Origin of the sequence: Achromobacter insuavis (assembly GCF_902859645.1) — a bacterium.
GTDB classification, from domain to species: Bacteria; Pseudomonadota; Gammaproteobacteria; order Burkholderiales; family Burkholderiaceae_B; genus Achromobacter; species Achromobacter insuavis.
The window spans coordinates 48,011-71,840 of sequence record NZ_CADIJR010000008.1; the positions used below are offsets into that span (position 1 = coordinate 48,011).

The 23,830-nt window shown below is 66.7% G+C and carries 16 protein-coding genes and 1 tRNA gene; 7 read left to right on the forward strand and 10 right to left on the reverse strand.

Annotated elements, in window-relative coordinates; all coding sequences use genetic code 11:
* Window positions 1-126: 126 nt before the first annotated feature.
* Window positions 127-211 (reverse strand) — tRNA-Leu (locus tag H0523_RS06890).
* Window positions 212-329: 118 nt separating this feature from the next.
* The gene (locus H0523_RS06895; protein WP_054429143.1) at window positions 330-1,721 is read right to left on the reverse strand and encodes a nucleobase:cation symporter-2 family protein; all 1,392 of its coding nucleotides are present in this window, start codon (window positions 1,719-1,721) and stop codon (window positions 330-332) included.
* 172 nt (window positions 1,722-1,893) lie between these two features.
* Between H0523_RS06895 and H0523_RS06900 the strand changes: the two genes are divergently transcribed.
* The 3 genes from H0523_RS06900 to H0523_RS06910 all read left to right on the forward strand — a co-directional run bounded on the left by H0523_RS06900 (window position 1,894) and on the right by H0523_RS06910 (window position 6,938).
* The gene (locus H0523_RS06900) at window positions 1,894-3,276 is read left to right on the forward strand and encodes a DKNYY domain-containing protein (protein ID WP_231689912.1); all 1,383 of its coding nucleotides are present in this window, start codon (window positions 1,894-1,896) and stop codon (window positions 3,274-3,276) included.
* 184 nt (window positions 3,277-3,460) lie between these two features.
* Window positions 3,461-5,350: a molecular chaperone HtpG gene (htpG, locus tag H0523_RS06905; protein ID WP_054429141.1), complete on the forward strand. Its 1,890-nt coding sequence runs from the start codon at window positions 3,461-3,463 to the stop codon at window positions 5,348-5,350.
* A 388-nt stretch (window positions 5,351-5,738) separates the two neighbouring features.
* Window positions 5,739-6,938, forward strand: coding sequence for an MFS transporter (locus H0523_RS06910; protein WP_054429140.1), 1,200 nt, complete (start codon window positions 5,739-5,741; stop codon window positions 6,936-6,938).
* Here the strand turns inward: H0523_RS06910 and H0523_RS06915 are convergent, their stop codons facing one another.
* From H0523_RS06915 to H0523_RS06950, 8 genes are all read right to left on the reverse strand, one after another.
* The gene (locus H0523_RS06915) at window positions 6,939-9,122 is read right to left on the reverse strand and encodes a TonB-dependent receptor (RefSeq protein WP_054429139.1); all 2,184 of its coding nucleotides are present in this window, start codon (window positions 9,120-9,122) and stop codon (window positions 6,939-6,941) included. It abuts the gene before it with no gap.
* Window positions 9,123-9,161: 39 nt separating this feature from the next.
* Window positions 9,162-10,622: an ABC transporter permease subunit gene (locus tag H0523_RS06920; protein WP_054429138.1), complete on the reverse strand. Its 1,461-nt coding sequence runs from the start codon at window positions 10,620-10,622 to the stop codon at window positions 9,162-9,164.
* Between the two features lie 10 nt (window positions 10,623-10,632).
* On the reverse strand, window positions 10,633-12,021 hold the full coding sequence (locus H0523_RS06925) for an ABC transporter permease subunit (protein ID WP_054429137.1): 1,389 nt from the start codon (window positions 12,019-12,021) through the stop codon (window positions 10,633-10,635).
* Window positions 12,018-12,728 (reverse strand): ABC transporter ATP-binding protein, encoded by a 711-nt coding sequence (locus H0523_RS06930; protein WP_054429136.1) that lies wholly within the window; start codon window positions 12,726-12,728, stop codon window positions 12,018-12,020. Before H0523_RS06930 ends, H0523_RS06925 begins: the two co-directional genes overlap by 4 nt.
* 235 nt (window positions 12,729-12,963) lie before the next feature.
* Complete coding sequence (locus H0523_RS06935) at window positions 12,964-14,355, reverse strand: MFS transporter (protein ID WP_054429135.1); 1,392 nt, start codon at window positions 14,353-14,355, stop codon at window positions 12,964-12,966.
* 32 nt (window positions 14,356-14,387) lie between these two features.
* Window positions 14,388-15,536: a galactonate dehydratase gene (gene dgoD, locus H0523_RS06940; protein WP_006391563.1), complete on the reverse strand. Its 1,149-nt coding sequence runs from the start codon at window positions 15,534-15,536 to the stop codon at window positions 14,388-14,390.
* The gene (locus H0523_RS06945) at window positions 15,533-16,186 is read right to left on the reverse strand and encodes a 2-dehydro-3-deoxy-6-phosphogalactonate aldolase (RefSeq protein WP_054429134.1); all 654 of its coding nucleotides are present in this window, start codon (window positions 16,184-16,186) and stop codon (window positions 15,533-15,535) included. Before H0523_RS06945 ends, dgoD begins: the two co-directional genes overlap by 4 nt.
* A complete protein-coding gene (locus tag H0523_RS06950; protein WP_054429133.1) occupies window positions 16,183-17,199 on the reverse strand; it encodes a 2-dehydro-3-deoxygalactonokinase in 1,017 nt (338 codons plus the stop codon). Before H0523_RS06950 ends, H0523_RS06945 begins: the two co-directional genes overlap by 4 nt.
* Window positions 17,200-17,519: 320 nt before the next feature.
* Between H0523_RS06950 and H0523_RS06955 the strand changes: the two genes are divergently transcribed.
* The 4 genes from H0523_RS06955 to H0523_RS06970 all read left to right on the forward strand — a co-directional run bounded on the left by H0523_RS06955 (window position 17,520) and on the right by H0523_RS06970 (window position 23,748).
* Entirely contained in the window at window positions 17,520-18,350 is an 831-nt protein-coding gene (locus tag H0523_RS06955) for an IclR family transcriptional regulator (protein ID WP_054429132.1), read from the forward strand.
* A gap of 212 nt (window positions 18,351-18,562) precedes the next feature.
* Window positions 18,563-19,072: an RNA polymerase sigma factor gene (locus tag H0523_RS06960; protein WP_054429131.1), complete on the forward strand. Its 510-nt coding sequence runs from the start codon at window positions 18,563-18,565 to the stop codon at window positions 19,070-19,072.
* 85 nt (window positions 19,073-19,157) lie between these two features.
* Window positions 19,158-20,177: a FecR family protein gene (locus tag H0523_RS06965; RefSeq protein WP_054429130.1), complete on the forward strand. Its 1,020-nt coding sequence runs from the start codon at window positions 19,158-19,160 to the stop codon at window positions 20,175-20,177.
* 346 nt (window positions 20,178-20,523) lie between these two features.
* Window positions 20,524-23,748 carry a TonB-dependent hemoglobin/transferrin/lactoferrin family receptor gene (locus H0523_RS06970; RefSeq protein ID WP_231689911.1) on the forward strand — a complete coding sequence of 1,075 codons (3,225 nt, stop codon included), beginning with the start codon at window positions 20,524-20,526 and terminating at the stop codon, window positions 23,746-23,748.
* Window positions 23,749-23,830 lie beyond the last annotated feature (82 nt).

Sequence of the window (23,830 nt, forward strand, 5' to 3'; positions counted from 1 at the left end):
CCCAGAATCTCGGGTTTCGGTGTACCTCGGCGGGGATCTATGGGACTCGTTGGGAGGTTCTTTTAGCGCTAACTCGCTGACGTGAAAGCGAATTTGTTGGTTATGGGCCTTGTTGGGAAGGCCTAGTGGTGCCCGGGGCCGGAATCGAACCGGCACGCCTTGCGGCGGGGGATTTTGAGTCCCCTGCGTCTACCAATTTCACCACCCGGGCAGGCTGGTCGCGGGGCCGTCCAGGCGACGGTCGCGGGTAAAGCGAAGACCGCGATTATATGCGGTCTGGGGAAAATTGTCAGGCAAGGGGCCGGCGCGGGGCGCGCCGGCTCGCGTGCTTACTTCTTTTCCGGCAGGAACCAGTTCATGACCAGCGCGCAGATGCCGCCGGTGGCCACGCCCGATTCCAGCACGCTTTTCACGGCGTGCGGCAGGTGCGACAGGATTTCCGGCACTTGCGACACGCCCAGGCCCAGGGCCAGCGACACGGCGATGATCAGCAGGGCGCGGCGGTCCAGGTGGATGCCGGCCAGGATGTTGATGCCCGAGGCGGCCACGGCGCCAAACATGACCATGGCGGCGCCGCCCAGCACGGGTTCGGGCACGGCCTGCAGCACGCCGGCGACAGCGGGGAACAGGCCTAGCAGGATCAGCATGCCGGCGATCCACACGCCGACGTGGCGGCTGGCGATGCCGGTCAGCTGGATGACGCCATTGTTCTGGGCGAAGACCGAGCTGGGGAAGGTGTTGAACACGCCGGCCAGCAGCGAGTTGGCGCCGTTGACCAGCACGCCGCCCTTGATGCGCTGCATCCACAGCGGGCCTTCGACCGGCTGCTTGGAGACCTTGCTGGTGGCGGTGACGTCGCCGATGGCTTCCAGCGAGGTGACCAGGTAGATGATCAGCATCGGCACGAACAGTGCCCAGGAGAAGCCCAGGCCGAAGTGCAGCGGCATCGGCACCTGGAACAGCGCGGCTTCGCGCGCGCCGGTGAAGTCCAGGCGGCCCATGTAGGCGGCGGCGATGTAGCCGACGGCCAGCGCCAGCACCAGCGCGGTGCTGCGGATCCACACCACCGGCACGCGGTTCAGCAGGATGATGGTGCCCAGCACCAGGCCCGATAGCGTCAGGTTCTCGGCGCTGGCGAAGGTGCCGCTGGCCATGGCGCCGAAACCGCCGCCCATGCTGATGAGGCCGACCTTGATCAGCGTCAGGCCGATCAGCAGCACGACGATGCCGGTGACCAGCGGGGTGATCAGGCGCTTGACGAAGGGCAGGATGCGGCTGATGCCCATTTCGACGAAGGAACCGGCGATGACGACGCCGAAGATCGCGGCCATCACGGCCTCTACCGGCGTGCCCTGTTTGACCATGACCGAGCCGCCGGCGATCAGCGGGCCGACGAAGTTGAAACTGGTGCCCTGCACGATCAGGAGGCCCGCGCCCAGCGGACCGAAGCGCTTGCACTGCACGTAGGTGGCGATGCCGGAGATGACCAGCGACATGGACACGATCAGGGTGGTGTCGCGGCTGCTCACGCCCAGGGCCTGGCAGATCAGCAGGCCGGGGGTGACGATGGGCACCAGGATGGCCAGCAAATGCTGCAGGGCGGCGACGAAGGCGACCGGGGCGGCGGGACGATCGTCGGGGCCGTAGACCAGGTCGTGGCGGGGTTCGGCGTCGTCGGACGCGCCGTGGGAGGTAGGTTGGGTCAGGGAGGCGGGTTGCATGGCAGGGAGCCGGCCGGGGAGGGGTAGGGGAGGAAAGTGCGGCATTTTAGCGGGGAAGGTCCCCGGGCGCAGCGCGTCTGCCTGGGGGGCGGCAGGGGGCTTGATAGAATTCTTGTCCGCCAACCCTGGACCGACGAATCGGGAATCGATGCTGACGCGCACCAAAGGGATCGTGATCGCACTGGTCTTGCTGACCGCCATCCTGCCGCTGATGCTGCTGATCTGGCTGGTCGACGGGGGCGACGATTTCGCCGCGATTGACCATGGCGAGTCCTACGGCAGCAGTATCTACAAGCATTATCAGGGCGCGGTCTACGCGGCCGTGCCCAGCAACGGCTATTACCGCGTGAACGAGGCGGACCCCGCGGGTATCGAGACCTTCGACACGGGCCGCTACGACGGCCGACAGGCGGCGCGCGACGGCCGCCATGTGTATTGCGGCAACCTCGTGCTGCCGGGGATGCGGCCCGCATCGACGCGCTATCTCGGCAACAGCTATTTCAGCGACGGTTCGGCCACGTTCTTCTGCGATTTCGCGTCCGAGCGCAATCACGAACTGGGCCGGCTGGACGAGCTCTGGCAGACGCTGCTGTACCGCGCGGGCAAGGGCGACAAGCCGCAGACCTACCTGTATCCGTTCCTGGCCCTGCCGGCCAGCGCGCAACCCTACCGGCCGCTGCTCGATCGGCAACTGGCCACCGATGGCGCCCGCGTGTTCTACGAAGGCCGCACAATGCCGCAAGCGGACCCGGCGCAATTGCGCCGCATCGCCGCGATCCAGCGCGGCGAGACGCGGCCGGGCGACGACTTCTTCGCCGATGGCCGCCGGGTCTACTACCGCGAGACGCTGCTGCCGCTGTCGGACGATCCGGCGCTGTACACCTTCACGGTCGGCAATCTTTACCGCCAGCCTTATCTGCGCGACCCGCGCGACGGCATGGTGTACCTGGGCGCGCTGGCTTTCGACCCGGCCCATGCGCCGTACCGGCTGCTGAACGAGGCGGGCGCCCATGTGCTGCATGCGCTGTTCGCCAGCAAGGACGGCATCTATTTCTACAACAGCGAGAAGCGGGTGGTCGAGCGGGCTGGCGATGATCCGTTCGCGGCCGGGGGCTTCACGGCGCTGTCGCCGTATGTGTTCCGGGACGGCCGCCAGGTGCTGTTCTTCAAGAGCAAGGAAGTCTGGAGCCGTTCCCGTGGGGGCGGCGGCTTGCTGTCCCGGTCCACGCTGATCCTGCGGTTCAAGGACGCGCCGACGGGGCAATGGACCAAACTGGGCGAGGTCTATCACGGCTTCGGGTCGGTCTGGCGCAACGGCGACGCGCTCTATTACCTCGACGAGCTGGGCGCGACCCAGCTGATCTACAGCCCGATCTATCGCATCCTGGATCCGACGGCGGCGGATTTCCTGTTGCACTCGCAGCAGACTCGCCAGATCAAGGCGGACGACATTCGCAAGCTGGTGCACAGCGGGAAGCTGGCGGTGCCCGAATTTGAAGAGGTGCTGGAGGCCAAGACCCGCTATCGCAGCGGGTTCCTGTCCATTTTTGATTGATGCCTGGGGCGGAGCGGGGTGTCCTCGCTTGCCAGAGGCGGCGCCGGAACGGCCGTCGCCGGGTCCGGTCTTGAAATATTTCAGATGGCCCCCATCACAATAGGGTTTCCCGGAGACCGCCCGGGCCGCGCGGCCCGTCATCCGGCTTTCCTTTGTCCCTAATTTTCCGACTTTTCATACAACGATGAGCCAAACTGCCACGTCCGAAACCCTGGGATTCCAGGCCGAGGTGAAGCAACTGCTGCACCTGATGATCCATTCGCTGTACAGCAACAAGGAAATCTTCCTGCGCGAGCTGGTGTCGAACGCGTCTGATGCCTGCGACAAGCTGCGCTTCGAAGCCATCGACAATCCGGCGCTGCTGGAAGGCGATGGCGAGCTGGCCATCACCGTCGGCTACGACAAGGAAGCGCGCACGATCACCATTTCCGACAACGGCATCGGCCTGTCGCGCGAAGAGGCCGTGGCCAACCTGGGCACCATCGCCCGTTCGGGCACGCGCGAGTTCTTCTCGCAGCTGACCGGCGACAAGCAGAAGGATGCGCAACTGATCGGCCAGTTCGGCGTGGGCTTCTATTCCTCGTTCATCGTGGCCGACAAGGTCACGGTGGTCAGCCGCCGCGCCGGCGCCACCGACGCGATCCGCTGGGAATCCGACGGCCAGGGCGAATTCACCATCGCCGCCGCCGACAAGGCCACGCGCGGCACCGACGTCACGCTGCACCTGCGCGCCGACGAAGACGAGCTGCTCAACGGCTGGAAGCTGCGCGAGATCCTGCGCCGCTACTCCGACCACATCTCGCTGCCGATCCGCATGGCCAAGGAAGAATGGGACGCGGAGAAGGGCGAACAGGTCAAGCAGGACGAGCTGGAAACGGTCAACCAGGCCAACGCCCTGTGGGCCCGCAACAAGGCCGACGTCACCGAGGAACAGTACCGCGAGTTCTACAAGACGGTGTCGCACGACTATGACGACCCGCTCGCCTGGACTCACAACCGCGTCGAAGGCCGCAGCGAATACACCCAGCTGCTGTACGTGCCCAAGCACGCGCCGATGGACCTGTGGGACCGCGACGGCCGTCGTGGCGTCAAGCTGTACGTCAAGCGCGTCTTCATCATGGACGACGCCGACCAGCTGCTGCCGTCGTACCTGCGCTTCGTGCGCGGCGTGATCGACTCGGCCGACCTGCCGCTGAACGTGTCGCGCGAGATACTGCAGGAAAGCCGCGACGTGCGCGCCATCCGCGAAGGCTCGGCCAAGCGCATCCTGTCGCTGCTGGAAGACCTGGCCGAGAACAAGCCGGAAGAGTACGCCGCGTTCTGGTCGGAATTTGGCCAGGTGCTCAAGGAAGGCGCGGGCGAAGACCACGCCAACCTGGAACGCATCGCCAAGCTGATGCGTTTTGCCTCGACCCACACCGGCGACCAGGCTCAGACCGTGTCGTTCGCCGACTACGTGGGCCGCATGAAGGAAGGCCAGGACAAGATCTACTACGTCACGGCCGACACCTTCGCCGCCGCCAGCAACAGCCCGCACCTGGAGATCTTCCGCAAGAAGGGCATCGAGGTGCTGCTGCTGTCCGACCGCGTCGACGAGTGGATGCTGTCGTATCTGCGTGAATTCGACGGCAAGTCGCTGGTCTCGGTGGCCAAGGGCGGCCTCGACCTGGCCGAGCTGGCCGACGAGGAAGAAAAGAAGCACCAGGCCGAAGTGGCCGAGGACTTCAAGCCGCTGGTCGAGCGCCTGCAGAAGACCCTGGAAGACCAGGTCAAGGAAGTGCGCGTGACGCTGCGCCTGGTGGATTCGCCGGCGTGCGTGGTGGTGGGCCAGAACGAACTCAGCCCGCACCTGCTGCGCATGCTGAAGGCGGCCGGCCAGGAAGCGCCCAACGTCAAGCCGGTGCTGGAGATCAACCCGGAACACCCGCTGCTGGCCCGCATCCGCGCCGCCGACGACGGCGAGTTCGACCAGTGGGCCCGTCTGCTGCTCGACCAGGCCCTGCTGGCCGAAGGCGCGCAGATCGCCGACCCGGCGGCGTTCGTGAAGCGACTGAATGCGCTGCTGCTGAAGTAAGCGGCGGTACACGAAGGCAAGAAAAGGGCGCCCGCGAGGGCGCCTTTTTCATTGGCGAGCGGCGGCTGAGGCCGTACTACCTAGTTGAGGATGGGATCGTTTAACCTGTCCCTTTTATCCTGGACCCATATTCCCGCTCGGTAATTTTTTTGATGAACAACGCGATTTCCGTCGAAAAAATTACCGAGCGGGAATTTCTCCCCTCTCTCGACCCCCCAACGTCATTCATGACTCCAAGTCAAAAGTCTTTCCCCGTTTAGTTGCTTTTTCTGTAAGGGTATACCCGGCATACTGGCCGCCTGTCTTCCGATCAGACCGTTCCCACGTCCCGGCTCCCGCCGCGGCGTCCCTGGATTCCCTGGTCGGCGCACCCAACCAAGGAACCCGTATGTCTACCCATGAAACCCCGCCGGTGAAAGCCGGCCTGCCATTGCTGGCGCTGGCCGTCGGCGCCTTCGGCATCGGCGTCACCGAATTTTCGCCCATGGGCCTGCTGCCCGTGATCGCCGACGGCGTGGGCGTGTCCATCCCCAGCGCCGGCATGCTGATCAGCGCCTACGCGATCGGCGTGATGCTCGGCGCGCCGCTGATGACGCTGGCGCTGTCGCGCTGGTCGCGCCGCAAGGCGCTGATCGTGCTGATGGCGATCTTCACCATCGGCAACCTGCTGTCGGCGCTGTCGCCCAACTACACCACGCTGCTGCTGGCGCGTCTGGTGACCAGCCTGAACCACGGCGCCTTCTTTGGCCTGGGTTCGCTGGTGGCCGCCAGCGTGGTGCCGCGCCACAAACAGGCTAGCGCGGTGGCGACGATGTTCCTGGGGCTGACCATCGCCAACGTCGGCGGCGTGCCGGCGGCGACCTGGCTGGGCCAGGTGATCGGCTGGCGCATGTCGTTCGCCGCGACCTCGGTCCTGGGCCTGCTGGCGATGCTGTCGCTGTGGTTCGCGTTGCCGGCGGGCGAAGCCGGGCGGCGTCCGGACATCCGCCACGAACTGGCGGTGCTCAAGACCCCGGTGGTGCTGGTGGCCCTGTTGACCACGGTGCTGGGCGCGGGCGCGATGTTCACGCTGTACACCTACGTGGCGCCGACGCTGGCCGAGTTGACTGGTGCCTCGCCCAACTTCGTGACCGCGATGCTGGTGCTGATCGGCATCGGCTTCACCATCGGCAACACCGCCGGCGGCCGTTTCGCCGACCGGTCGCTGGATGGCAGCCTGATCGCCTTCCTGGTGCTGGTGATCGCCGACCTGCTGGCCTTCCCGTGGCTGGCGCAGACCCCGGTGGGCGCCGCGATCGGCCTGCTGATCTTCGGCTTCGGCACCTTCGCCGTGGTGCCGCCGTTGCAGATGCGGGTGATGCGCGCCGCCACCGACGCGCCCGGCCTGGCCTCGTCGGTGAACGTGGGCGCGTTCAACCTGGGCAACGCCGTGGGCGCGGCGGCCGGTGGCGGCGTGATCTCCGCCGGCCTGGGCTACGCCGCGGTGCCGATCGCCGGCGCGGTCATCGCCGCCGCCGGGCTGGGGCTGGTGCTGTGGCAGCGCGCCGCCAACCAGCGCCAGCGCAAGCTGGCGGTGCAGGGCTGCTGATCAGAACTCGAACGTCGCGCCCAACTCGTAGGTGCGACCCGGCGCCAGCAGCACCTGGCTGGTGGCGCGACCGCCGTAGTAGGCGTAGAGCTTGTCGGTCAGGTTGCGCACGCGGAAGGTGATCAGCGCCGGCCGCAGGCGGTAGCTGACGGCCGCATCCACGGTGGTGTGGCCGTTGATGCGGATCTGGTTGGCGTTGTCGGTATAGATCTTGCCGGTGTGGTTCAGGCCGACGAAGAAGTTCATCGGCAGTTCCTTGAGCCGGTAGTTGGCGTACAGGTTGGCGACGCGCTCGGGCACGTTGGGCGGGGTGTTGCCCACGCGCGAGGTGCCGTCGGCCTCGGTCAGCGAATCGAAGCGGGCGTTCAGCGCCGCGATGTTGCCGGACACGGTCAGCTGCGGCGTGACGCGCCAGTCGGCCGACAGCTCCACCCCGCGCGACGATTGGCGGCCGTTGTTGACGGTCACGCGCGGGTCATTGGCGTCGCGCGTCAGCACGTTCTCCAGCTTGATGTGATAGACCGCCGCGGTCCATTCGACGTCGCCCAGGCTCTGCTTGAAGCCGGCTTCCCATTGCTCGCCCTTGGCCAGCGGGAACGAGGCGTTGGACTGCGACAAGAGGAACAGCGAGCCCACCGGGATGGTGGCGTTGGTGTACTGCGCGTAGACCGAGGACGACGGCGTCACGTCATACACGGTGCCCAGGCGCATGGAGTTGGCGTTGTAGCGGGTGCCGAAGGCGCTGCGGGTGCCGGCGTTCAGGTCGGTGACGCTGCGCTCGACGCGGATGCGGTCGTAGCGGTAGCCGCCGACCACGGTCCAGCGCTCGGTCAGCTTGAGCGAGTCTTCCAGGAACAGCGCGGCGCCGCGCACGTCGGTGGTGAAGTCGGTGCGGTTGCCGGGGCCGCTCATCAGCGCGGGGTCGTCGTTGAAATAGCCCACGTCCGGATTCCACAGCGACACGCGCAGGGCGTCGCCGGTGCTGGCCGAGCGATTCGAGAAGCGCCGTTCGCTGTCGAGCGTGGTCTTGCTGAGCTCGCCGCCGATCACGAACTTGTTCGACAGGCCGCCGATGGTGCCGTTGTGGGTCGCGTCGAAACGGTCGATCAGGTAGCGCTGGTGGTGCGTGATGATGGTCTGGTCACGGTCGATCGAGCCGGGGGCGCTGAAGGTGGCCGATTCCGAGTTCTTCCACAGCCGGTCTACCTTGTTCATCGCCAGTTCGTTGCGCAGCGTCCATGACGGCGTCAGCTGGTGGGTGACCCGCGCCCGCACCCAATAGGCTTCAGCCTCGTTGCGGTCGTCGAGCACGTTGTAGTTCTTGCCGGCCAGGGCGCGGTCGAGCACGCGGCCGTCGGGCGTGCTGACCACGCCTGTGGGGTCCTTGGCCAGGCTGCGCGGGATCAGCGGCGTGCCCCAATAGGCGTGGCCGGTGTCGCGCGAGTAGTCGAACGACAGGTCCAGGCGGGTGGCGGGCGCGACGTCGAAGGCGACGCCGGTGGTCAGGTGGTCCAGCTTGTTGCTGTTGCGGGCGATGGTGCCGACGCGGCTGTCGTTGTGGCTGTAGTCGATGCGGTAGGCGCCGGTCTCGCCGAAGTTGTCGCCCAGGCCGATGCCGGTGCGGGTGCTGCCGTAGCTCCCATACGAGAACATCGCTTCGCGCGAGGGGTTGTCGCGGTCGGGGCGCTTGGTCTGGAAGTTGACGATGCCGCCGATGGCGCTGTCGCCCTGCAGCACCGAGGCCGGGCCTTTCAGGACTTCGATGCGCTCGTAGTTCCAGGTGTCCTCGACCCGGTTGGTCGAGCCGGCGCCCGACATGCGCAGGCCGTCGTACAGATACAGGATGTCGGAGAAGCCGCGCAAGGACAGCGTGGTGGGCGAGGACGGCGGACCGCCGCCGGCCAGGCCGGTGGCGCCGCGCAGGGCTTCGCTGAGGGTGGTGGCGCCGCGTTCGCGCATGGCCTGCTGCGACACGATCTCGACCGACGCCGGCGTTTCGCGCACGGTCAGGCCCAGGCGCGACGCGCTGCTGCTGCGGCTGTCCAGGTGCAGGCTGTCCGCATCGCTGGCGGCTTCGACGCGGATGCTGGGCAGTTCGGCCTCGCGCGCCTGGACTTCCTGGGCCTGGACATTGGGCACGGCGGTGCATGCCGCGAGCGCGGCGGTGGATACGACTCTTCTCATGACGCTTTCCCGAAACTTGATGGGGTGAAAAACCTGTGTCTAGACCACGCGATAGCGGCGCAGGCGCCAACCGGCCAGGGCCAGCAGCAACGCGACGGGCGCCAGCAGCTGCAGCAGCGCGCGCACGGCCCGCGCGCGGACGGCGGCGGGATCCTCTTCCTGCCAGTGGAAGACCGGCATGGCGGCAAAGTCCTCCGGCGCGATGGCGCGGCTGGCCTCGATGCGGGGCAGGAAGAAATCCTTCCAGGCCCGGTGATAGGCGTCGATCTGGCGCATGAAGTCGGCGTGGCGGCGTTGTCCGGTGCCCGCCAGCGCGGTGATGCCTTCGAACGCCACCGCCGCCGGCGACAGCACGCTGTAGCGCGCCACCAGCGCCTGCTGGCGCGCCATCTGCGCGTCGAAGCGGTCCAGTTCGGGCTGCATCGCCGCGTCCACCTGGCGCTCGACCCGCGCATGGCCCAGCGGACGGCCGGTGATTTCCAGACGGCCGTCGCGCGGAATCAGCGCATCCGGCTTGTCCATGTGGCCGTAGTCGGTCGAGAGCAGGGCGGCGTGGTCGCGCATCGCCAGCGCCGTCGCCACGCGGGTGCGCGTGGCCAGCTCCGCGCGCGACGGCGCGGGGCTGGCGTAGGCCGCCGCCAGGTTGAGCAGCACCGGCACCACCAGCACCAGCAGGACCCAGCCGACCATCAGGATCATGGCGTTGGCGGCCGAGGATTTGCCGAAGGCGTTGACCGCCACCACGGCGGAGAACCAGAACAGCGCGTAGGCGCCGACCAGCAGGGCCCACCACAGCGTGGCGCTGGCGGCCTGCAAGGCCTGGGGGCGGGCGAGCAGCAGGGCCGCCACCGGCAGCAGCACCGCGGCGCCCAGCAGCACGGCCGCGCGCAGCGCGATCTTGCCGCTGATCAGGGTCAGCAGCGCCAGCGGCTGTGACAGCAGCAGGCGCAACGTGCCGTCTTCCTTCTCGCCGGACAGCAGGTTGTGGCCGAGCGCGAAGATCAGCAGCGGCAGCAGGTAGACCACCACGAACGCCAGGTCGAAATGGCCGCTGAGCAGGTGCCAGGGGTTCTCGATGTCGTTGTTGTGGATGAAGTTGACCTTGCTGTCGTAGGTCACCTTGAACTGCGACGGGAACAGGTCGGTCTGGCCCAGCGCCACCGGCGCCAGCGGCACGCTCGGCATGATGGCGTAGTGCGCGCCCAGGCCGCCGCCCATGTTGGCGGGGCTGGCCGGGTTGCCGAACGGCGTCGGGGTTTCGCTGCCGTCCATGATGCGTTGCAGCTGCGCCAGCTGGCTGGCGCGGTTCTGCGCGTCGGCGCGCGCCAGCGCGGCCTGGGCCTCGTCGCGCAGCGACGTCTGCAGCAGCCCGTTGAAGACCGCGTAGCCCACCAGCAGCAGGAACAGCAGGCCGCACAGCCACAGCGCGCGTTCGCGCGTCAGCAGGCGGAGTTCGTGCCGCAGGACCATCCCGAAGCGGCGAAATTGCGTATCGTGCACCAGGGGTCTCCTACAGGGCGGTCTGGCGGGCCACGGCGCGCCAGGCAAAGAGCAGGCTCAGCAGCAGCGCGGCGCCCAGCATCAACAGGCTCAGGCGCGCCTGGCGTAATGCCCAGCCGGCCGCGGGCGGCTGGTACTTGAAGGGCGGCACGCGCGCCCACAGCGAGGGGCTGGCCTGATACGAGAAATGCAGGTGTTCCTGCGTGTCGGCGTGCGCCACCAGGTCGGCGCTGACGATGTCCTGGATGACGCGGCGCTGCTGTTCGGCGGCGGTGGTGAAGTCGCGGTGGTGGGCGAAGTCGGTGCCGGCCATGGCGGCGGACAGCGCCCGCACCGCCAGCAGCGGCATCAGCCAGCCGGCCGCTTCCTGCACGGTCTGCTGCCGCTCCCAGGTGTCCCACAGGCGGCCGAAGTGGCGGTCGTAGACGGCGTAGCTGGACTGGTCGTCGAGCTTGAGCGCCAGGCCCCACTTGTTCAGCGGCACGTCGCGGCTCCAGCGCTCGGTGGTGCCGAAGGCCTGCATCCAGACGCGGTCGGAGGTGGCCTTGAGGTCGTCCTGCAGCGCCTGGTTGAATTCCAGGCGAGTCGGGCTGGGATAGAGGCCGCGCGACAGTTCGGCCATCACGCGCGGCGCGATCACCGTATTGGCGATCCAGAGCGCCAGCAGCACCGTGATCGCCACGCGCGACGAGCGCGCCGCCGCCGATACGCCCAGCGTGACGAAGATGAAGACGGCCAGGTACATCGCGTAGCCGCCCGCCAGCACGGCGAAGCGCCACAGCGCGTCGGCGCGGCCGCCGGCCAGCCACACCGCCACGCCGGCCGCCAGCGCGGCCGGCGCCAGCAGCAGGCCCAGGCTCATGGCCAGGGCGGTGGCCTTGCCCCACAGCAGGCGCCACGGGGCGATGCCCAGGCTCAGGGTCTGGCGCAGGATGCCTTGCTCGCGTTCGCCCGAAAACGCGTTGAAGCCCAGCACGATCACCAGCAGCGGCCCCAGCGCCTGCAGGATCCAGGCGGCCGACAGGTCGCCGAAGCGCTGCAGCCCGGTGGCGTCCTGCGCCGGGCGGAACTTGACCTCGCTCTGGCGGTGCGCCTGCAGCCATACGGTGCTGCCGATATACGGATTGATGCCCGGATCCAGCAGCGCCAGGGTGGTGTCGGGCTTGAAGACGTGCATGCCCTGGTGGGCGGCGTCGTGGGGATGGCGCGCGCCTTGCTTGAGCCAGTCGGCGTAGTCGGTGTTCTGGGCCGCGGCCTGTTCGGCGCGCGCTTCCTGCTGGTGCAGGTAGCCTACCGCCAGCGCGGTCAGCAGCAGCACCGCGACGATGCCGCCGGCCCAGTACAAGCGGCCGTCGCGCAGGCGTTCGCGCAGGTCCTTGAGGGCGATCAGCAGAATCATGCGCCGGTCCTCATGTGCGCCAGGTACAGCGCCTGCAGGTCGGTGTCGTCGATCTGCCGGCTGTCCAGGCTCTCGACCAGCCGGCCGCGCTTCATGATGCCGACGCGGGTGGCGGTCTGGCGAGCGTGGAACAGGTCGTGGGTGGTGGCGAGGATGGCCACGCCGCGTTCGCTGGCGCGTTGCAGCAGGCGGGTGAATTCGGCGGCGGCGGACGGGTCCAGCCCGGAGGTGGGCTCGTCCAGCAGCAGCGCGCGCGCGTCCTTGGCCAGCGCCACGGCGATCCAGACCTTCTGCCGCATGCCCTTGGAATAGGCGGCGACGCGCTTGTCGGCCGCGGCCGGATCGAGGCCGACCTCGGCCAGCAGTTCCAGCAGGCGCGCGCGCGGCGGCGCCTCGCCCAGGGCCAGCGCGGCGAAATAGCGCAGGTTCTCCAGTCCGCTGAGCGTCCCGTACAGATTGACCTGCTCGGGGATGTAGGCCACGTGGCGCTTGCTGGCCAGCGGCTCGCGCGCCACGTCCAGGCCGTGGATCAGGGCCTGGCCGCCGTCGGCGTCGATGAAGTTCAGGAACAGGTTGATGGTGGTGGTCTTGCCGGCGCCGTTGGCGCCCAGCAGGCAATAGATTTCGCCCGGCTCGATGCGCAGGTCCAGCGGGTGGAGCGCGATCTGGTCGCCGTAGCGTTTGGTCAGGCCGATGGCTTCGAGCACTGCGAGTCCTTCTTCGTCCGAAGATGCGGGGGAGTCAATGGGAGGGGCGGGGCGGGCCGGTCGGGCATGTTGCCGGCCGAGTTGGGAATGGCTACCAATAGTTATGATATAACATAACGTGATTATATCGCCATCCCTCGCGCGGAACTCTGCTCGAATCGACGATACAAAGCAGAAGGGCGCCCACGTGGGCGCCCTTCGTTGCGGTGGCGGTGCGGCGGCGATGCCGCGCGGATCAGGCCTCGATGCGCTCCACCTTGCCCACCAGCAGGATGTACGACAGCGCGCCCAGCAGCGCCAGCGACGACACATACACGATGGCCGGCGCGAAGCTGTCCTTCGACACCAGGAAGCCGATCACGATCGGGGTGCAGATCGACGACAGGTTGCCGACGAAGTTGAACACCCCGCCGGTCAGCCCCAGCAGCCGCACCGGCGCCAGCGCCGACACCAGGGACCAGGTGATCGACGCCAGGCCGTTGCCGAAGAACGCCACCGCCAGGAAGAAGATCACCCACGGCGTCGAGTCGGTGAAGTTGGCGCCGATCATCGACGTCGAGATCAGCAGCCCCAGGATGATCGGCAGCTTGCGCGCCAGGCCCACGGTGGCGCCGCGGCGGATCAGGAAGTCCGACAGCACGCCCGAGCACAGCACGCCGATGAACGCCGCCAGGAACGGCACCGACGCCAGGAAGCCCGACTTGATGAAGTCCATGCCGCGGTACTTCACCAGATAGGTGGGGAACCACGTCAGGAAGAACCACAGCGTCGACGTCAGGCAGAACTGGCCCAGGTACACGCCCCACAGCTTGCGCTGGCTCATCACCAGGCCCAGGTCGTTCCAGTTGAACGGCGCCTTCTTTCGCCGCCGGGCCGCCCCAAGGTGAAAGGCGCCCCCTTGGGGGGCAGGAAGCCCGTCTTGCGGGCGCGCCGTGGGGGCGTCTTCATTGACGCGCTTGTCCAGGTCGACCACGCCGCCGCCTTTCTGGATCAGCTCGATCTCGGCCGCGTTGGCGCCCTTGAACTGGCGCGGTTCACGGTAGATCAGGTACCACAGCACGCCCCAGATGATGCCCAGCAGGCCGGTGCTGACGAACACCATGTGCCAGCCGTAGTGGTGCTGCAGCCAGGCCAGCACCGGCGTCAGGAACGCCAGGCCGACGAACTGGCCCGAGGTGTAGAAGCCGATGGCGGTGGCCCGTTCCTTTTCCGGGAACCAGGTCGTGACGACGCGGTTGTTGATCGGATAGGCCGGGGCCTCCAGCGCGCCCACGGCCAGGCGCAGCACGAACAGGATCACGAAGCTGCCGGCAAAGCCCATGAAGAACGTCGCCGCCGACCACAGGATCAGCGCGGCCGCGTACAGCACGCGCGGCGACACGCGGTCCACCAGCCAGCCGCCGGGGATCTGCATGGCGGCATAGGTCCAGCCGAAGGCCGACAGGATCAGCCCTTCGTGCACCGTGTCCAGGCCGAACTCGTCCTTGAGGGCGGGCGCGGCGATGGACAGGTTGCTGCGGTCCAGGTAGTTGATGACGACGGTGATGAACAGCATCACCATGATGAGATAGCGGCTGCGCGTCGGCCGCTGGGCGCTTTGCAGGCCCGGGTGGGTGGCGGTGGTCAAGGGGGTCTCCTCTTTCGCTTTTTTCTACCGGCTTACCACTCGGCGAAGCTGCCGTCGGCGTGGCGCCAGATGGGGTTGCGCCAGCGGTGGCCCACCGCCGCGCGTTCTTTCACGTATTCCTCGTTGACCTCGATGCCCAGGCCGGGGCCCTGGGGAATCGCGACCATGCCGTTCTCGTAGGCGAACACCTCGCGGTTGCTGACGTAGTCCAGCAGGTCGTTGGCGGCGTTGTAGTGGATGCCCAGGCTCTGTTCCTGGATGAAGGCGTTGTAGCAACCGGCGTCGATCTGCAGGCAGGTGGCCAGCGCGATCGGGCCCAGCGGGCAGTGCAGCGCCAGCGCCACGTCGTAGGCCTCGGCCATGGCGGCGATCTTGCGCGTCTCGGTGATGCCGCCGGCGTGCGACGGATCCGGCTGGATGATGTCGACGTAGCCGTCGGCCAGCACGCGCTTGAAGTCCCAGCGCGAGAACAGGCGCTCGCCCAGCGCGATCGGCGTGGACGTCAGCGGCGCCAGTTCCTTCAGCGCCTCGTAGTGTTCGCTGAGCACCGGCTCTTCGATGAACATCAGCTTGAACGGGTCCAGTTCCTTCATCAGCACCTTGGCCATCGGCTTGTGCACGCGGCCGTGGAAGTCCACGCCGATGCCGACGTTGGGGCCGACCGCGTCGCGCACGGCGGCCACGTTCTCCAGGCACTTCTCGACCTTGTCGAACGAATCGATGTACTGCAGTTCCTCGGTGCCGTTCATCTTGACGGCGGTGAAGCCGCGCTCGACCGCGCCCTTGGCGGCCGCGGCGGTGTCGGCCGGCCGGTCGCCGCCGATCCACGAATACACGCGGATGCGGTCGCGCACGTTGCCGCCCAGCAGTTGCGACACGGGCACGCCCAGGTCCTTGCCCTTGATGTCCCACAGCGCCTGGTCGATGCCGGCCAGCGCGCTCATGTGGATGGCGCCGCCGCGGTAGAAGCCGCCGCGGTACAGCACGGTCCAGTGGTCCTCGATGTTGCGCGGGTCCTTGCCGATCAGGTAGTCCGACAGTTCTTCGACGGCGGCGGCCACCGAGTGGGCGCGGCCCTCGACGACCGGTTCACCCCAGCCGACGATGCCGGCGTCGGTTTCGATCTTCAGGAAGCACCACCGCGGCGGCACGATGTAGGTAGTGAGCTTGGTGATCTTCATGCTTGGGTCTCCTGGGCGGGATAGGCGCGTTGCCAGGCGGCGATGAAAGCGCGCGCGTTCTGGCCGACTTCGTTGGCCGTGAGGCCGGGTTTGTACAAGGCGGAGCCCAGGCCGAAGCCGCTGGCGCCCGCCTGGGCGTAGGTGGAAAGGTTGTCGGGCGTGATGCCGCCGACCGGCACCAGCGCGATCGGCGGGCGCATCACCGCGCGCCAGGCCTTGAGCACGGCCGGGCCGAGCTGTTCGGCGGGGAACATCTTGAGCACGTCGGCGCCGGCCGCCAGCGCGGCGAAGGCTTCGGTCGGCGTGGCCACGCCGGGGCACGACGCCAGGCCCGCGGCCTTGGCCGCGCGCACCACGGCCAGGTCGCTGTGCGGCATGACGATCAGCTCGCCGCCGGCGTCCTTGATGCGCGCCACGTCATCGGGGTTCAGCACCGTGCCGGCGCCCACCAGGCAGTCGGCCGGCAGCGCGTCGCGCATGGCGCGGATGCTGGCCAGCGGATCCGGCGAATTCAGCGGCACTTCGATCAGGCGAAAGCCCGCCTCGTACAGCGCTTGCGCGACGGGCACGGCCTCGGCGGGCGTGATGCCGCGCAGGATGGCGATCAGGCCGCAATGGGCCATGGCGGTTTGCAGTCCGGTATGGGTCATGATGTGGTCTCGGAGGAAGAGGGTGCGGGCACCAGTCCGGCGGAAACCGCCAGGTGCCACAGGCCGCGTTCGGTGGCGTGTTGCGCCAGTTGCGGCGTGCCCAGGCCGTAGTGCCGCAGCGCCACGATGTAGCGCTGGCACAGCGCGTCGTCGCCGCACAGCACGATGCGCGGCAGCTCGCCCTGCAGCCGCAGCATGTCGGCCAGCGCGCAGATTTCATGGCCGATCAGCAGGCCCGACAGGTAATCGGCCTGCGACACGCCGGCCAGTTCGCCGGTCAGCCCCAGCGCGCGGGTGCTGAAGATCGTCGACAGCACGCCGGCGCGTCCGGCCGGCACGCCAGCCACTTTCACGCCGCGCTCGAACGCCGCCATGTCGGAGGTCGGCGCCTCGACCATGGTGCGGCCCAGGATGGTGTGGCCGCGCAGCGCGGCATAGACCTCGCCGGTCATGAAGGTATCGAAATGCGTGACCTGGCCGCGGCGCGCGTTGACCCACTTGGAGTGCGTGCCCGGCAGGCCGATCAGCACGCTGTCGGCGGGATCGTTGCCCTGGTCGAACAGCACGCCGAAGACCTGGGTCTCTTCGCCGCGCATCACATTGGGCAGGCCGTGGCGCTGGATGAGGCCGGGCACGATGTGCACCGGCGTCGCGCCATTGCGCTCGACGCGCGTCAGCAGCGTGCCGATGCGTTCCAGGTCGACCGGCACATCCAGGTAGGCGGCCTCTTGCCAGCCCTGCGCGCTGCCGACCATGCCGCAGGCGATCACGGGCAGGTGCGGCTCGGCCCGCAGCCAGTCGCCGCAGGCCTGCTCGAAGGCCAGTTCGAAGCCCGATTGGCCGCTGGGCGTGGCGGCGCCGTCTTGCAAGGGCTGTGGCAGGCGCATGATGCCCCACGGCAGATGGCGGGTATCCAGCGTGCGCCCGGCGCCATCGAGGCGATAGGCGCGCAGCGAAGAGGTGCCCCAATCCAGCGCTATCAGGGCCGCGCGGGCAGGCAATCCGGTTGTCATCAGAATCTGTCTCGTCTCGGGCCGGCGGCGCGCTGCGGGCGAGGGCGCGGGGAGGCGTTCGCGCGCGGCAGGAGCTGGTCGACCTTGTTGTCGTCAGGCCCGCGACGGCGCCAGGACGGCGCGGGGGCGGGTTGGGAAAAATTCTAGATCAGCGCTTGAAAAATCTCAAAATATAGAATTAAATCCCATATACAGGGATTGGTCTCTAGCTTCCCGTCTCTAGCTTCCCGTCTCTAGCTTCCCGTCTCTAGCTTCCCGTCTCTCGCTTCCCGTTTCTCGCTTCCCGTTCCCCGTTCCCGATTTCCAGCACCTGTTCCTCCATGTCCGATTCTTCCCCCGCCTACGATCCCGACGCCGCGGCCCCCGCCGGCACGCAGACCCTGATGCGCGGATTGGGCGTGATCCAGGCCGTCGCCGCGGGCGCGCGCGATCTCAAGGACATCTGCGCCCATATCGGCGTGGCGCGCAGCACCACGCACCGGCTCGCCAGTTGCCTGGTGCAGGAGCGTTACCTGCGCTCGCTGCCCGGCGTCGGCTACGTGCTCGGCCCGAAACTGATCGAACTCGGCTTCCAGGCGCGCGAAGCCTTCCCCATGGCGACCTTGGCGCGGCCCTATCTGGACAGCCTCGCCGCCGAGACCGGCGACACCATCCACCTGGCCGTGCGCGACAACGACGAAGTGCTGTACCTGGAAAAGATTCCCGGCAAGAAGGGATTGGAGATGCGCTCGCGCGTCGGCCATCGCATGCCCTTGGCCGCCACCGGCGTCGGCAAGGCGCTGCTGCTCGATGCCGACGAACCGCAATGGAAGGCGCTGCATCGCGTCGGCGCGCCGGTGTCCTCGCGCGCGCCGGGCGGCCGCCAGACCTGGGAGGCCTTCCGCGACCGCATGCGCGACTACGCCGCCCACGGCTACGCCTTCGACCTGGAAGACAACGAGCCGTCGATCCGCTGCGTGGCAGCGCCTGTGCGCGACGCCTCCAGCGGCATCGTCGCCGCCATCAGCGTGTCCAGCACGGTGCCGTACATGTCGCTGGAACGCATGCACGACATGGTCACGGTGGTGCAGGACGCGGCGGCGCGCATCTCGGCCGAACTGGGCTGGAAGGTGCAGGGCGGTCCCTCCAAGCCGCGCGACGCCGACCAGTAGGGCAACACATCGGTAAATACCGCGAGCGATCCTCGCATTGCGCGCGACCCCGGGGCCCTGACGCGGGGCGCCCGACGGCTACGCCGGTCCAGGTCAAATCTCCGACCAATTCATATGCCGCCGCTACCGGCAGGGCACCCTATCGGTGCTAGTCTCTTGCTCAACCATCCCTGACGCTCATCACGATTGAGTAGATTTCCGGCGACGAGCACGTGGCGCCCCAACCTGATGTCGAGCGCCTGTATGCGGCCTATGCCGAGCGGCTGCGTCGTTACCTGTTCCTGAAGACCGGCGAAGCCGAACTCAGCGCCGACCTGGTGCAGGACTGCTTCGCCCGCCTCCTTGCCCACCAGGAAGACGTCCCGCTGGACGACACCGCGCTGGCCTATCTCTACGCCATCGCCAATCGCCTGCTCATCGACCATCGCCGCAATCATCATCAATCCCGCACCGACATGGCGTCGGATGACGTACTGGAAGGCGTGCGCGATCCGCGCACCGCGCCCGACGTGCACGTGCACGTCCGCCGGCAACTGGCGCGGTTGACCGCGACCCTGGCTGAACTGCCGCCACGCACGCGCCAGATCTTCAAGCTCTGCCGCGTCGAGGGCCTGAGCCATGCGCAGGCCGCGCGCTATCTGGACATCTCTCCCAGCTCGGTGCAGAAGCACCTGGCCATGGCGCTTGAACTGATGCGCGAACGCCTGGGGAACGATCCATGAGCCCGCGCAATGAATACGCGCTTTGGGCGCTTTTTTTACTGTCTTTCGCGTCCGGGCCGTTTATTCCTTTCATGAAGATCCCATCATGTATCCGCTGAACCGCTTCGGCCGCCAACGGCGCCTGCGCCGCCAGGCCAGCCGGTGGGCCGTGCGCCTGGAGGCGGGCGCGCTCGCGCCGGCCGAACAGCGCCGCCTCGATCGTTGGTTGGCGCGCGACGCGCGCCATGGCCCGGCTCTGGCCGATGCCGAAATGGTCTGGGCCCTGGCAGGCGCCTGCCGCGACGCGGCGGTCTGCGCGCAGCCGGCGTCTCGGTCTGGGCGCGATCCCTGGCGCGCCTGTGTCGCGTCGTGGCGGCGGGCCGGCCGTCTGCTGCCATCGCGACGCGCACTGGCGCTGACGGCCTTGGCGCTGGTGGCGGCCGGCGCGGTCAATGGTCCGGACATCGTCGCGCCCTGGTTGGCCGACTACCGCAGCGGCGTCGGCGAAGTCCGATCCTTCGCGTTGCCCGACGGCAGCCTCGTGCTGCTGGGCAGCAACAGCGCGCTGGATGTGGAATACGACGCCATGGCCCGCCGGGTGCGCCTGCTGCGCGGCGAAGCGGTGTTTTCGCCAGCGCCCACCGGAGCGGCCGAGCCGCGCCGTTTCGTGGTGACGAGCGCGGGCGCCAGCATGACCGCGCTGGGCACGCGCTACGCCGTGCGGCGCCAGGATGCCGGCCATGGCTGGGTCGGTGTGTTGCAGCATCGCGTAGACCTCGCGCTGGACCGGCCGCCCTCGTCAGGCGAGGCGAGCCTGACACTGGGCTCGGGCGACAGCGCCACTTTCAGCCATGCCGGTGGCGTTGCGCGCAGCGCCGTCGCGCCCGCGCGCGGGGCCGCCTGGGCCGACGGCTATCTCATCTTCGAAGGCGAACCGCTGGAGCAGGTCCTGCAACGCATCGGCGATTTCCGGCCGGGCCGGCTGATCCTGGCGAACCGCGCGGCGGCGCGCAGGCCGGTGAACGCGCTGTTCCATCTGGATAACCTCGACGGCGCACTGGCCACGCTCTGTGGCGAGATGCAGCTTGCGCAGCTGCGGTTGCCGGGGGTGACGGTGCTGTACTGAAAAGCGTCGAGTCCTTGCGCGCCGGGTGCGGTTTTACAAAGCCTGGTTTGTAAAACGGAAAAACAAACGCTGGTCTGTATTCGGCACTTTTCCGCTTGCCGACGGCGCTCTGGATGGTGGGCGACAGCCGTGGCCCAAAAGCGTCGGCGATGCGATCCATCGCGAGGCGCGTGCAGCGCCATCGCCAGGTCCTGAGTAAGACGAAGTCAGGACGCCTCCGCGCCGCTCTCCCTCTGGCAACTGTCTTTTCCGAACTTTTTTTACTGTAGTTCGATTCTCAACCGTTAATGGTAATGATGCGCGTTTGCATCGATGGCAACCAGAGACGAAAGTGAAGAGAAGACAGGTGAAGTTCCGTGCTGCGGGTCGCATGCTGGCCGCAGGCGCATTAGTCCTACCTTGCGTGTCAGTCGCGCAAACGCAGGAGCGTGCCTCAGGCATCTCGGCGCCTGCTGATCGGAAGGACGATGAGCGTCAGCGGACGTTTGTCTTCGACATCCCGGCGCAAGCGATGGCGCAGGCCGTACTGGCATTCGCGCGCCAGTCCGGCGTTGACCTGTACATGAACGACGTCGATCTCTCGGCCTATACCAGTGTCGCGCTGAAGGGCAGCTTCAGCATCGAGACCGGCCTGACCAGGTTGTTGGGAAACAGCCCCATCGGCTACCGCTATCGCCGGACGGCGGGGGCTGTCCGTCCGAATGTGCAACTGGTCGACAACGGTCCCGGCGCGCGTGCGCGGGTGTACTCGATGGCGCCCGTTGTGGTTCGCGGCAACGATGTCAACGAGCGCGTCTATCAAGCCCCCCGCGCCGTCAGCATTATCACGCGTGAAGAAATGGACCGCGTGCCGGTTCGCCACGCCGCCGAACTCATCCAGGACACCCCCGGCGTCGCCAGCGCCGTCAACCGCCAGAACCCCGGCCTGTCGATCAACATCCGCGGCATGCAGGACTTCGGCCGCGTCAACATGATGATCGACGGCATGCGCCAGGATTTCGTACAGAACGGGCACATGCAACGCAATGGAGAAATGTATGTCGATTCGGAACTCCTGTCCGAGGCCGTGGTGGAGCGAGGCGTGGTGCATGGGGTGCATGGCACCGGCGCGATGGCGGGGAGCGTGGATTTCCGCACGCTGGATTTTGGGGATGTGCTGCGCGAGGGCAGGGATATCGGCTTGAAGCTGCGGGGCACGTCCGGGATGGGCTATCAGGGGAACGGTACCAATTTCATCGGCAGCGCGGCGGGCGCGGCGCGCGCGGGTGAGAACCTGGAAGTGATGGCGGCGGTGTCGCGGCGATCTATCGGGGATTATCGGTTTGGGTTGCGGGGCGGGCAATCCGACTGGAACAAGGAAGTGGTGCGTGACAGCGACGGCCGGCGCAGCAAGGTGGAATTCAACGATGTGAAATTCGCCGCTCAGGAGCAGGATTCCAGCCTGTTCAAGGCGCGCTGGAAGTTGAATGATGCATCGTCCCTGCAATTGAGTTATGTCGGCACGCGGGTGAACTATTCGTACACTGCGGAATCCGTGCTGGCGAGTCCAGATAACAGCGGCTCCCCCTGGCGAACGCTGGGAGCGTCCAAGGCGCAGTCCGACAGCTTCGCGCTGGACTACAAGCTCAAGCCGGCGGACAACCCGTGGCTAGACTTGAACGTGAAGCTCTATGCCGTCGATACCCGTGTCAGCAACTACACGGAACCGAATTATCCGAAAGTCTTAACTCCGGGAGGAGGCTCTTGGATAACCGATCCTGTGGCGATTCGAGAGGCCATTCATTTCGAGCACTGGAAGTCCGACGGCACCGGCAAATGTGAAACCGATAATGGGGGGTACGTCTCCGACTATACGACGGACATTTGCAGCCACTACGGCGTCGGTAAGGAAACCCGCTTGCGCACCCGGACCCATGGCGTGCAGGTGGACAATACCTCGCGCTTCCTGCTGGGTACGAACTCGCTGCTCAGTGCCCACTACGGTATCGAGTATTTCTCTGATAGTGCAACTTCGAGCCAACGCTGGAATAACCAGGGGCGTGAAGTCAGGCCTTTTGGCGCGGATGGTAAGGACTCTCTCAACCCGAGAGGACGCCGCAACATGGGAAGCATCTTCGCCAATTTGAAGCTGGAAGACGATTTCTATACGGTCTCAGCGGGTTTGCGCTATGAACGCTACTGGGTCAAAGGCAAGACACATATGCCTGGAACCGCGCCGTATCACCAAACTTCGTTGAGGACGGCCGAAAAAAACCTTTGCAGCTATACGCACAATCTCCCTGGTGAGGTGGACAAGGCTGAGGTTTATGGGGAAGGCTGCCGCATGGCGAGAAGCGGTGACCTGGCAGCCTTGAAAGCATGGTGGGATTCCAATCCTGCTTATAGCTACTACAAAGCTCTGCACGACCGTGTGCCGGACCCAAAGAAGCCAGGCCGATTTATATACCCCCTTAGGCGTGACCCGAACACGGGCGAGATCATGTACAGCAAAGTACCGACTCGGAGACCCATTAACCTCTCGCGCAGAAAGTTTGAGGATCAATTTATAGACGTTTGGTGGGACGATCAGCCCACCACGTACGAGTACGACGTCGACCGCAGCGGCGGCAAGCTGCTGCCGTCGCTGTCCGCCGCCATCCGCCCCGCCCGCTGGCTGGAGTTGTATGGCAGTTGGGGCAAGTCGTGGCGTCCGCCAGCCATCAATGAACTGATGATGGCCGGCGGTCATCCCACGGAAGGCTTCGAAACGATCGTACCCAACCCCTTCCTGAAACCTGAGACCGCGCAAACCTGGGAAGTGGGCGTCAATGCCATCTTCAAGGACGTCGTGGCGCAGGGCGACGATCTGTCGCTCAAGGCCGGTTATTTCGACACGCGGGCGGACAACTATCTGTTTTCCTCGATGATGGGTCTGCTGCCGGGAAGCGAGACCAGCCCGGGGACCTACTTCCCGCTACTGGGCACGACCTTCTTTACCAACAACCTCACTCGCACCCGGTTTCGCGGTCTCGAATTGGAAGGGCGCTATGACGCCGGTTTTGTCTATGGCGCCGTGAGTTACACGCATTACCTCGGGAGACCGAACAAGTTCTGCGAAAACGTGTATCCGCTGGGATCAGGGCCAAACAAGTATGACGTGCCCAAGTCGGATGGCAGCTATCCGAAGCCGCACGATGAAGCGCTTGAGGCGGGGTACGACTCCTGGCAGGCCTGGGCCGATGCCTGGACCTCATGCGGCAATTTCGTTTTCAACAGCGCCATCGCCAAGCCGGTCGATAAGGGCATGGTGTTGATTGGCGCGCGCCTGTTGGAGCGCAAGCTGGATACGGGTGTGCGCCTCAACTACAGCGGCGAGGGTTGGTACAACCGCGACACTGGCGGCGCGCAGGTCTGGTTCAAGTACACCACCTGGGACTGGTATGCCAGTTATCAGGCCAATGACAACGTCAAGTTTATGGCGGCGGTCGAGAACATCACCAATCGCATGTACGTGGAAGGCTATTCCGACGCGCTGGCGCGCACGTTCGCGCCCGGGCGCACCGTCACGTTGGGCATGGAGGTGCGCTTCTAGGGCAAGCATTGACCAGGACCGGCGTATGGCGGTTCTTCGAAAGAACATGCGAATGGTTCGCATGCTTGGCGCCTGCGTGACG